The sequence below is a fragment of the Kitasatospora sp. NPDC057500 genome, assembly GCF_042802195.1.
Classification (GTDB): Bacteria; Actinomycetota; Actinomycetes; order Streptomycetales; family Streptomycetaceae; genus Kitasatospora.
On the sequence record NZ_JBHVER010000037.1, the window covers coordinates 37,840 to 48,611 of the forward strand.

The window sequence follows — 10,772 nt, forward strand, 5'->3', positions numbered from 1 at the left end:
GGGCCCGGCGGTCAGCTCCCGGTGACGCCGCCGTGCACCCGGGCCGTGTAGTCCGCCAGCAACTTCTCGATCCGGCGCAGGATGGCGGCCAGCGCCGCGTCCTCCAACGCCCGCATCGCGTTCACCTGCTTCGGGGTGTAGCCGTACCGGGCCGCGTCGTCGTAGCTGTACTCGTGCCAACTGCGGTTGTTCTTGCTGCGGTTGGCAGAAGCGTCCATCCGGCGCAGGTTGTCCTCGTGGTCGCCGAGGTTCTTGAGGTGCTCGTACAGCTCCGCCCGGACCCCGCGCGGGGCCGCCAGGTAGAGCCGCAGCACCGGGACGAGTTCGTCCAGCTTGGTGATCCGGTCGAGGGAGACCAGGTGGTCGGTGTCCAGCGTCGGCTTCTCCCTCCCCTCCGCGACCGCCCGGGCCACCCTGGCCTCCCAGGCCTCGCGGCCCGTCACCTCGTCGAAGTCGATCCGGCTCCGGTTGCGGTAGTTCTCGCCCTTGGTGCGCATCACCTCGATCAGGGGCCGGCTCTTCTCCCGCACCTCCCCCTCCCCCGCCTCGCGCGCGGTGGTGAGGTTGTCCTTCTCTCCCCCGCCGGCCCGGACCGCGCCGCCGGCCTCGTCGGCCTCGTGTCGCAGCGCCCAGGAGTCCCGCAGCCAGGTGAGGTACTCCAACTCCTGCGGGGAGCGGCCTCCTTGCGCCACGAAGGCGTCGAGTTCGGCGATCCGGTCCTCGTCCGGGAGCCGGCCGGCCCTGCCGAACCACCCGTCCAGCGCGGCCGGGCGCGGCGGGCGGCCCTGGATCCGGCCGGCCAGTTCGAGGCCGGCCGCGCCGGCGGCGGCCGTCTGCGCCGCGGTGGCGGCGGCCGAGCGGGCCAGGTCCCGCTCGGTGCGCTGCACCTTCTCCGCCGCCCGGGCCTGGCCGGCCGGGTCCAGCCGCACCGGGCCCTCGCCGCGCTTGCGGCGGCGCCCGTCCTCGGCGGCGACCACGCCGCCCTGCTCGGTGCTCCGCCCGGCCAAGGTACGGCGGTGCTCCGCGAGTTGCCGCTTCAGATCGGCGATCCTCGCCCGGTCCCGGCGGCTCCCGCCGCGCAGGGCATCGATCATCGAGGTCAGCTTCTCGATCTCCCGCGCGGCGTCCCAGGCCCTGGTGCCCGGCACCGGCACGTACTCGCCGGTGAGCAGGGCGCCGGTCTGTTCGACCAGGGTCCGCAGACCCCCGCGCAGGCTCTGGGCGTCCTGGACCGCGCGGATCGCGGCCAGGTGGTGCGCCGCGTCCTCGGCGGTGGCGTCCGGCCCGGCGGCGATCCACATCCGGCCCCGGCCCAGCCGGTCGTAGTCGTGCCGGACCTGCACGGTGCGCCCGCCGTCCTCCAGCACCTCCACGGTGTCCCGCAGTTCGGCCGGAAGCGCCTCGATGAAGCGCAGGTCGACGGTGGCGTGCCGCAGCACCACCGGGGCGCCCGCTGCCGGCGCGCTCCCCTCCTCCGCCGCGCCCTCGGCCAGCGCGCCCAGCTTCAGCAGGGCGCCCGACGCGGCCGCCTCCCCCAGCACGCCGAGGATCTCCCGCCGCTCGCCGCGCGCCAGCGCGGTGTCCAGCCGGTAGGCCAGATCCACGTTGGAGACCACCAGCTGGACGTTCCCGAGGACGCCGTCGACCTCGCCGACGAAGGCCAGCGCCCCGGCCCCCTTGGTGATCCGCAGCACCTTCGCGCCCTTGCCCACGGCCCCGGTGACATTGCCGCCGAGGTCCAGCGCGTCCAGCAGGGTCTGCTCGTCCGCCCGCAGGTCCCCGGACAGCGCGCGGTCGCGCAGCCGGACCACGGCCGCCGCCGCCCCGCCGGCCTGCGACAGCGCGATCAGCGGCGCGCCGACGTACGGGGCGCCGGCGATCGACAGCACGGCTCCGCCGACGAACAGGAACGTCGAGGAGGCGGCGAGGAAGGCAGCGAGCGGGATCTCGCCCGAGCAGCGCAGCGCGACGGCGCGCGCCGGGAACGCCCGCCCGGCCAGCGTGAAGCCGTCGGTCTCGGCGAGCACGACGCCCTTGGGGTAGGGCACCCGGGCGAGGTCGGCGAGCGCCCGGTCCAGCGCCTCCTGCGGGGTGTCGCCGCCGCCCTCGTAGGAGCGGCGGCGCCCGGACGGCGAGTGGTCCCAGATCCGCAGCCGCACCCCGTCGGCCGGGGCGTCGGGGGCGGTGGTGACGTACAGCTGGAGGGGGACTCCGGTCGGCTCGCCCTCGCCCGCCACCCAGGCGGCGCGCAGCGGCACCGCCTCGCCGCGGGCGAGGGTGCGGTCGACGAAGGCGAGGTCCTCGGTCAGCTGCCGGCGCGCCGCGTGCGGGCCGTCCGGCGCGGACCCCGGGCGGCTGCCGGGTTCGACCGCGACCCGCTGCTCCAGCACCGCGTGGCGCACGCCCCCGCTCCAGGTCAGCTCGCAGCCGATCTCGTAGCGCCCGGGAAGGTCGGCCCAGCGGATCTTCCAGAAGTCGTTGAAGGCGCGGCCCGGGGCCAGCCATCCGGTCGGGATCCCGGGCCCGAGCAGGCCCGGGGAGGCGGCCGCCACGCCCCGGCCGAGCTCGCCGCGGTACTCGCCGGGCGGTGGCGGGTCGAGGGCGCGGACCTGCCAGCGCAGCCGTACCTCCTCCTCCGGCCGGTCGGGCCAGATGAGTTGGTAGCGGACCTCGCTGCCCGGCGTCGCCCGGCCGTCCGGCTCGGCGACCAGGTACGGGCCGCCGCCGTTCCGCGCGCGGGGCGCGGCCAGGCCGCGCATCCGCTCCTCGTACGCGGTCCGCAGTCCGGCCCGGAGCTCGGCCAGGCCGGCGGGTGCGGCGGCGCCGGAGCGGAGCACGATCCGGGCGAGGTCCTCGGGGTTGAGCACCAGCAGGGAGGTCCAGACCTCCTGCCAGAACTCGCCGTCCCGGAACAGCCGGCAGGAGACGATGTGCAGTCCGGCGGCGTCGGCGGGCAGGTCCCAGCGGTGGGGTTCGGCGTTCTCCGCCCCGGTCAGGCGGCCGGAGGGTCCGGTGCGGACGGCGTCCACCAGGCCGCCGCCGAACGCCCGGTGGACGGGGTCGGGGCGCAGCCGCCACTCGGCGCGGACGGGGTAGACGTCCTCGGGCAGGCGCAGTCCGATCCGCACGGTGCTGCCGCGCGGAACCGGGCCGCCCGCGGACTGGTCCTCGACGACGAGCCGGGCGCCGCCGGTCTGGTCGAGTTCGCCGGACTGGCGGCGGGTGGCGGCCAACTGCACTTCGGCGCGCAGCCGTTCGGGCAGCAGACCGGGTTCGACGCGCAGGCGCCGACCGGCCGGCAGCGGGCGGTCGGCGACGTTCGGCAGGTCCCGGGAGAGGTCGTGCTCGGCGGCCCAGAGGTCGCGGTTGTACCAGTAGACGAGCAACCGCCAGTCGTCCGGGCGGCCGTAGAGGCGGCGGGCCGCCTCGCGGACGCTCATCGGCTCGGTGAGCCAGACGGCGGGGCGTCCCTCCTCGGCGATGTCGTAGGCGGAGCGGGGGCGCAGGGTGAACCCGGCCGGGAGGACGTCGAGTCGGGCCGGCCGGTCGGCGGGTCCGGCGGGCAGGGCCGGCCGGTCGGCGGGTCCGGCGGGCAGGGCCGGCGCCTTCGCCAACTCCTGGATCAGCGCCTTGACTTCGCGCTCGATGCGGTCACGGGCCCCGGTCGAGAGCTCGGCGACGCCGGGCCCGGACCAGCGGAACGCGGGCGTGGTCACCGCCCCGACCGGCGCGTTGGCGGCGGCCCGGGCCAGGGCGCGGGTGAGCGCGGCCCGCAGCCGGGGGCGGTAGGAGCCCTCGGCCGCGGCGGTCGCGTCGAGGCGCAGCCGGACCGGGACGGTGACCTGGGGGATCATGCGGGGCGCCGCTCCGTCCGCAGGCGGCCGGGGTCGGCCGCGGTGAGGGTGTTGCCGTAGCCGTCGGACTCGGCGTCGCCGGTCAGCAGCACCGGCCGGCCGTCGCAGCGCAGCCGGGCCCCGGCGCCCTCCAGGCCGACGGAGCTGTCCAGCGCGCCGCTGTTGGAGGTGAAGTGGAAGGAGCCGCTCGCCGCGAGCAGCGGCGGCTTGCCGTCGACCCGCAGCCTGGACGCCGTGGCGGTGGTGACCTCGACGGCGGCCCAGGCGCCGTTGGCCGGCGTGGTGCCGGGGGTGGCGGTGACGGAGCGCGCCCCGGGGACGGCGGTCATGCCGGCTCCCCGGCGGGCACGGCGGCGGGCGCGGCGGCCGGGGCCTCGTGCCGGAGGTCGAACTCGGCCTTGTCGACCTCGGTCGTCAGCGGTTCGATGTCCGCGCGCACGGCCTTGACCTCCCAGTGGAAGGCGTGCGACGCCGGGGAGCCGTCGACCGTGCGGACGGTGAAGCGGCCGTCCCGCACCCGGGAGGCGGCGAGCGCGCAGAGCGGCTCGTCGTCGTCCTCGAAGACCGGGGTGAGCTGCACGGTTCGACCCTCTGCCAGAGTCAACGCCTCGAAGTACTCCGGGAGTTCGACCACCGCCCGGCCATCGGCGAGCCGCCCCTCGCCGCGCTGGTAGACGCCGTTCTCGGGCCCTTCGAGCGCGGTGTGCAGGAGGTACTTCCGCTCGGTGTCGAGCGGGTGGTCGATGAGGAACTTCTTCTCCTTGGCGTAGACGATCCCGGAGCAGCGGATGTCGCCGTTGTTGTACATCCGGACGGTGGCGGTGCCGAAGTCGCCGATCGTTCCGCCGAGGTAGAGGCCGCCCCCGAAGTTGGCGTCCCAGGAGGTGATCCGGTTGAGCGCCGGCTCGTAGTCGCCGATCGACAGGCCGCCCTGGACGTGCAGCAGGCCGCTGCTGCCGAAGTACTGGTTGCTGACGACCGTCTTGCCGGGCCCGGCGAGGTGCAGGTTGCCGGCGCCGACCAGGGTCTTGTCCCGGCCCAGGTACACGTCGCCGGTGGATCGGACGTCATTCACGGCGAGGTTGCGGGCGGTCACGTCGTTGACCGCCAGGTTGCGGGCGGTCACGTCGTTGACGGTGAGGTTGCGGGCGTAGACGTCGGCGTAGGGCTTGCTGTCGGCGGCGTACTCGAGCGACGGCCAGTCGGCGCTGCGGTCGACGAACTCGAAGCCCCGGCCGGCCCGGAACGAGAACTGGGCGTGCTGGACGCCGTGGCCGTGGAAGCCGAGCGCGCCGAGCACCTCGCCGGCCACGGCGGTGTCGCCGTCCAGCCGGCCCGTGTGCAGCATGCCGCCGCCGAGCCGCAGCCTGGTCCTGGCCGCCTGGTAGAAGTCGATCAGGTCGTCGGGGTCGTTGCCGGTGCCGATCACCAGCTGGGTCTTCTCCCCGTTGTACGGGAAGTACCGGATGAAGGCCTCGTCACCGGAGCCGCCGCCGGGGTCGCGGGGGAACATGATGCCGTTCGCCGCGGTGGCGCCCACCGAGGGGACGATCGCCCCGGTCGCCCGGACGTCCTTGGTGTTGAGGTTGGCGCCGGTGAGGTCGCCCTCGGCCGTCAGGTTGCCCTTGACGGTGTACTGGCCGGGGATCACCAGGCCGGCCGCGACCCGTCCGGCGGTGGTGACGGTGCCCTTGCCGGCGGCCCGGCGGAAGGTGCCGAGCACGAGGTGGTCGGCGGTGACGACGCCGACCGCCTCGACCTTGGGCTCCTCGGTCCACCGCGTCTCGCCGGGCACGCCGGTCTCGTCGCTCGGGTCGGTGGCCCGTTCGCTGTAGCGGACGGCGACCGTCAGCGTCAGGTCGCCGGCGCCGGGCACGGGGACCTGGGCCGCGGCGGGCAGCACGACCAGTCGGCCCAGCCGGTCGACGGCGTAGCCGGGGGCGACCGTGACACTGGCGTCGGTGCAGGTCACGGTGAGGCCGGAGACCACGCCGGGGCTGTAGAACAGCGCGGTGAGCAGCTCGCGCCGGGAGCGGTGGTAGCGCTGCTCGGTGTCGAAGTCGTCGGCGCGCAGGAACTGGTAGTCGAAGTAGCGGGGCCGCTGCATCGGCGGGACGGGCTGGGTCACGGCTTCTCCCCCTTGCGAGGCTTGAGGTAGGTGTCGACGCGGACGGTGGCACGGACGCCGACCTGGAGGCCCGCGGTGACGGGCTTGAACACCCGGTCGGCGAGGTGGCCCCGGCTCGGCCGGTAGTCCCGGTAGAGCCGGGACTGCTCGGGGGTCAGCGGGGTCGGGTCGGGGCCCGTGCCCAGCACCACCCGGGCGCGCCGGATCGGTGAGGTGTCGACCGCGGTGCCCGCCGGGTGGACCCGGTCGAGCAGGTTCATCAGCGCCTCGTACTGCCGGTGGTCGAGGGTGCCGGCGGGCAGGTCGACGCTGAACTCGTACGGGTCGGTGCGCCGCCGGCGGGCGTAGCCGAGGGCGACGACGACGCCCACGCCCCCGTCGGGGCTGCCGACCGTGGTGGCGGCGCCGGTGGTGGCGGACAGCGCCAGCGCGCCGCGCATCCGCACGGTCTGCCAGCGGAAGCCCACCGCGCGGCGGCGGTTGAGGTTGGTGCCGACCTGCGGCAGCGGAACGGCGCCGACGACGAGGGCGAGCGTCCGGTTGCCGGTGCCGCCGGCCGGGGCGAGCACCACCGGCAGGGCGGAGACCAGCCACTGGTCGCGCAGCAGGCCGACCAGCCGGCGGACCTGGGCGACGGCCTCGGCCCCGCGGGCGAGGAAGTCGGTGCCGAGCTGCCCGGGCAGGGTGATCACCGTGTACAACTCGGCGGGCAGCGGCGGCAGCTGTTCGATCGCCGGGAGCGGGTTGGACACCGCGGGCAGGCCGGCGGCCCGGAACGCGGCGGTCGCCGGGTCGGCGGCGGTCAGCTGCTGGGCCTCGGTGCGCAGCCGCTGCACGGCGGCGGAGCGGTCGGTGAGGACGGTCGTCGCCGCGCCGTGCGGGGTCCAGGCGCGCAGGGCGGCGGCGAGGCCGTCGCCGAGCACGGCGTGGGTGCGCTCGTCCTGGCGGGCCGTGTAACGGGCGCGCAGCTGGTCGGCGTCGCGGTCCAGGACCATGCCGTGCAGGGGCAGGTGCGAGACGAACAGGCGGTCCGCCGCGAGCCGGTGCACGGTGGTCAGACCGCAGGGGGCCAGCAGCCAGCGGCCGTCCGGGTCGTCGGCCGGGTCGGCGGGCGGGCGCAGCTCGGCGATCAGCGCGCGGACCTCCGGGGGGACGGACGGGTCGGGGGTGCGCACCCGGGCGGCGAGCGCGGTGAGTTCGGCGGCGGTGAGCGGGGTCAGGTCGGCGCCGATGCCGAGCTCGTAGCGGCTGCCGCCGTCCCGGTCCTGGACCCGCAGCAGGGTGCCGCGGGCGGTGGCGCCCAGGGCCGTGCGGCAGGCCGCCAGCCGGACCAGGGCGGCGGCCAGGCCGCGGGCCAGCGCGGGCTGCGCGGCCGCCCGGTCGGCGAAGGTCCAGCCGGTGCGCAGGGCGGCCCGCAGTTGCTCGTCGCGGGCCCGGCGGTCGGCCGACAGCGGCCGGGCGGCGTGCACCGCGTCCCCCTCCGGGCCGGGGTGCACCAGGTGGACGGTGCGGACCTGGTCGAGCACGGTGAGCCGGTCGAGCGCGTCGCCGCCCGGGGCGGTGACCAGGAAGGCCATCGCCAGGCCGTTGGCGCTGTCCTCCACGGTGAACGGCGCGGGGACGGCGAACCGGGCCAGCGCCCCGCCCTCCGGCGCCGGGCCGTTGAGCAGCCCGGCCAGGCCCTGCGGCGAGGGCACCGCCCAGGGGCGCAGCACGGCGAGGCGGGCCCGGTACTCGTCGTCGCTCTCGCGGGCCGGCCGAACGTCCGCGCCGTCCGGGCGCACGGTGAGGCGTTCGGCGAAGCGGGGCGCCTCCAGTTCGGCGCCGAGTTCGTCGAGCGCGCCGGAACGCGCGCCGGCCAGGGTGCGGGAGGCGGCGATCTGCCGGGCGGTGCGGCGGATCTCGGCCTTCGGCGCGCCCAGGACGTAGAGCAGCCGGGCGGTGGTGCCGGACAGGCAGCGCACCCGCAGCAGGTCGGCGGCCTCGGCGGCGGTCAGCGGGTGGGCGGTGCCGTCGCCGTCGAGCCAGGCGGCGGCGAGTTCGAACGGGGTGCCGGGCACCCGGTCGGCGCCGAGCGGGAGCGGGTGCAGGGCCTCGGCCTCGGTGAACGGGAGTACCAGCAGCGGCGGTTGGACGGCGCCCGCCACGGTTGCGGTGAGCCGCAGGCCCCGCTCGGCGAGTCCGCGGGCCGGTCCGGCCAGGACCAGCGGGCGGGCGGGGCCGGTGCCGGGGGTGCCCGGCAGCCGCCCGGTGAGGCGGCCGTCCGCCGCGGTGAGCGCGACCGGTTCGTCGTACACCGCGGCGCGCAGCGGGGCGGGGAGGTGGGCCGTCATTGCCCGGTGGCCGGCCACCGGGGGCTCGATGGGCGTGCGGGCGGTCACTGGGTGAGCCCCTTCGCGTCCTCGACGAGCACGGCGATCTCGTTGGCCGCCAGCCGCACGTTCGGTCCGGCGGGGGGCACCGCTCCGGCGTGGAGGGGGGAGGGGAACTTCGTCAGCTTGAGGTCGACGACGTCGGCGAGGCCGGGCTCGGCCATCATCGCGGCGAGCACCGCCGCGTGCCGGACCTCCTCGCCGAGGCCGAGGCCGTCGACGTACTCGGCGACCCTGGTCAGCAGCCGGGCCTTCAACTGGTCGGGCGGAGTGGTGGAGCCGCGCACCACCAGCCGGGCCGAGAGCACCACGCCGACCTCCACGGCGGGCTGGATGCGCGGCACCACGCCCAGCGGGCGCAGGTCGTCGATCGCCCGGCGGACGGCGTCGTGCAGCCCGCCGCCGCCCGGGCCGCCCCAGATCGCCGCCGGGGTGGGCGCCACCAGCACGTCCAGTCCGAACGGGCTCGCCGCGGTGGCCTCGTCGCCGAACAGCCGGTCGATGAAGTTGCCGTCGAGCGTGCCGAAGATCGACTGGTGGATGTCCAGGCCGCCGTAGACGTCACTGACCTGCACCTGGCGCACGCCGGGCACCATGGCGGCGGCCAGCCGGATCGCCTCGGCGTTCCACAGCGAGCGCGGCGCGCGCAGCAGCAGCCGGCGGTAGCGGTCGTCGGGCCACTGCCGTTCGCCGCCGGTGAGCCGGGCGGCGGCGCCGTCGATCTCGATCTCGACGCCCGCCTTGCCCGGGCCGGCGAGGAACTCGGCGCGCCAGGGGTCCTGCGGGTTCCAGGCGGTGATCTGCTGCTCGGGCCGGGCCGGGTCGAGGTTGCCCCCGGGCCCCGGGTTGAAGGCGACCACCGGGACGGTCACCTGCCGCTGCTGGGCGGAGAGTTCCACCCGGGCGTCGGTGGCGGCGTCGTCGCCGCGCGGGGTCAGCAGGCGCACCCCGCGCGGTATCACGACCGGCGCCGACGGGGTGCCGCGCAGGGAGAGCCTCAGCTCGCCGCCCGCCTCCAGGTACGGTCGGGGGAGGCCGAGTTCGGCGCCGAGCGCGGTGAGTGCGGCTCCGCCTGCGGTGGGGACGAAGGCGTCGTCGTAGGCGCCGGCCAGGGCCGACCAGGTGCGGGCGTCCTCCAGTGCGGTGACCTCCAGCAGGCGGCGGATCACCGAGCCGGGGCCGAGGTCGAGGTCGGCGCCGAACACCTCGCGGGCCAGTTCGAAGCGCTCCGTCACCAGGCGGGCGTAGGGCTTGGGCACGAAGCCGTGGTCGGTGACCCCGTACCCGGCCTCGGCGGCCTCGGCGGTCGGGGTGATCGGGGAAGGCTGGTCAGGCACGCTGCACTCCGGTGGTGAGGGTCACCGGCAGCACCGCGCCGGTGTCGGTTTCCAGGACCGCGCCGACCACCAGGGCCCGGTCGGCGCCGGACGGGTCGTCGACCCGGACGTCGAGGACGCGCCGCACCCGGGGGTCGCGCCGCAGGACGGCGAGGACGGCGAGCCGGATCCGCTCGCGGACCAGTTCGGGGGTGCGCTCCTCGGCGAGCACCCGCAGGCCGTCGAAGCCGAAGCCGCGGTCGAGCGGGTCGGTGCCGAGCGCGGTGGTCAGCGCGAGGCGCACCGACTGGAGGACGGCGTCGGGGCCGGTGACGACGGCGAGGTCGCCGTCGCGCAGCAGCAGGTCGGCGGCGAGCGGGTCGGTGGCGGGCACCGGCTCGGCGGACGGCCCGACCGCGAGGTTCCAGGCGGCGGTCATCCGGTCACGTCCATGTGCCCGGTGACGGCGACCTTGACGTTCTCCGCCTTCATCGCGATGGTCTCCTGTGCCTCGAATCGCAGGTTCTTGCCGGTGAGCGTGATGGTGCCGTCGGCGGCGATCACCACGGACGCCCCGCCGTCGGCGTGCTCGATGGTGACGGCGTGTTCGGCGCGGGCGCGCTCGGGGCGGACGCCGGCGCCGTGCAGCGCCTTGCGCCCGACCCGGACGGTCAGTTCGCCGACCTCGATGACGCGGTTGCCGTCGGCGTCGGTGAGGTCGTTGCTGGCGCGGTCGCCGGGGTCGGCGCCGGGCCGGTCGTCGCCGACCGCGCCCCGCTGGCCGGCCGGCACCGCGGCGGGCAGGTGCAGCCACCAGTCGCCGGACCGGGCCGCCGGGCCTTCGCCGTCCCGCCAGAGGGCGCCGACGTCCACCGCGTCGTCGGCCCGGCCCCGCCGGGGCACCAGCAGCACCCGGGTGCCGGGGTAGCGCGGCAGCACCAGCCCGTAGCGGCCCCAGGCGAACGGGGTGGCGTAGCCGACACCGGGCAGCCGGTCCGGCTCGCTGCGGGCGGTGTCCAGCCGCCGGTGCTGCATCGGCTCGCCGTCGCCGGGCGCGAGCCCCCGCCAGACGGTGGCGGTGGGCCCGTCCGCGCCGCGCACC

Annotated in this window: 7 protein-coding genes; all 7 read right to left on the reverse strand. The window is 76.6% G+C overall.

Annotated elements, in window-relative coordinates; translation table 11 throughout:
- Nucleotides 1–11: 11 nt before the first annotated feature.
- Nucleotides 12–3,854, reverse strand: coding sequence for a hypothetical protein (locus ACFU74_RS11325; RefSeq protein WP_380755200.1), 3,843 nt, complete (start codon nucleotides 3,852–3,854; stop codon nucleotides 12–14).
- The gene (locus tag ACFU74_RS11330; RefSeq protein WP_380755202.1) at nucleotides 3,851–4,183 is read right to left on the reverse strand and encodes a hypothetical protein; all 333 of its coding nucleotides are present in this window, start codon (nucleotides 4,181–4,183) and stop codon (nucleotides 3,851–3,853) included. The genes ACFU74_RS11325 and ACFU74_RS11330 overlap by 4 nt, the downstream gene beginning before the upstream one ends.
- Nucleotides 4,180–5,982 (reverse strand): hypothetical protein, encoded by a 1,803-nt coding sequence (locus ACFU74_RS11335; RefSeq protein ID WP_380755204.1) that lies wholly within the window; start codon nucleotides 5,980–5,982, stop codon nucleotides 4,180–4,182. Before ACFU74_RS11335 ends, ACFU74_RS11330 begins: the two co-directional genes overlap by 4 nt.
- On the reverse strand, nucleotides 5,979–8,363 hold the full coding sequence (locus ACFU74_RS11340; protein WP_380755206.1) for a hypothetical protein: 2,385 nt from the start codon (nucleotides 8,361–8,363) through the stop codon (nucleotides 5,979–5,981). The genes ACFU74_RS11335 and ACFU74_RS11340 overlap by 4 nt, the downstream gene beginning before the upstream one ends.
- Nucleotides 8,360–9,691 carry a baseplate J/gp47 family protein gene (locus ACFU74_RS11345; RefSeq protein ID WP_380755208.1) on the reverse strand — a complete coding sequence of 444 codons (1,332 nt, stop codon included), beginning with the start codon at nucleotides 9,689–9,691 and terminating at the stop codon, nucleotides 8,360–8,362. The genes ACFU74_RS11340 and ACFU74_RS11345 overlap by 4 nt, the downstream gene beginning before the upstream one ends.
- Nucleotides 9,684–10,109, reverse strand: coding sequence for a hypothetical protein (locus tag ACFU74_RS11350; RefSeq protein ID WP_380755210.1), 426 nt, complete (start codon nucleotides 10,107–10,109; stop codon nucleotides 9,684–9,686). Before ACFU74_RS11350 ends, ACFU74_RS11345 begins: the two co-directional genes overlap by 8 nt.
- On the reverse strand, nucleotides 10,106–10,772 hold a 667-nt coding region (locus ACFU74_RS11355; RefSeq protein WP_380755212.1), incomplete at its 5' end, for a hypothetical protein. The genes ACFU74_RS11350 and ACFU74_RS11355, both read right to left, overlap by 4 nt.

Bases quoted from the DNA above. Each gene is read 5' to 3' on its own strand.
- ACFU74_RS11330 (WP_380755202.1), bottom strand. From the start codon at position 4,183: ATGACCGCCGTCCCCGGGGCGCGCTCCGTCACCGCCACCCCCGGCACC.
- ACFU74_RS11350 (WP_380755210.1), bottom strand. From the start codon at position 10,109: ATGACCGCCGCCTGGAACCTCGCGGTCGGGCCGTCCGCCGAGCCGGTG.
- ACFU74_RS11325 (WP_380755200.1), bottom strand. From the start codon at position 3,854: ATGATCCCCCAGGTCACCGTCCCGGTCCGGCTGCGCCTCGACGCGACC.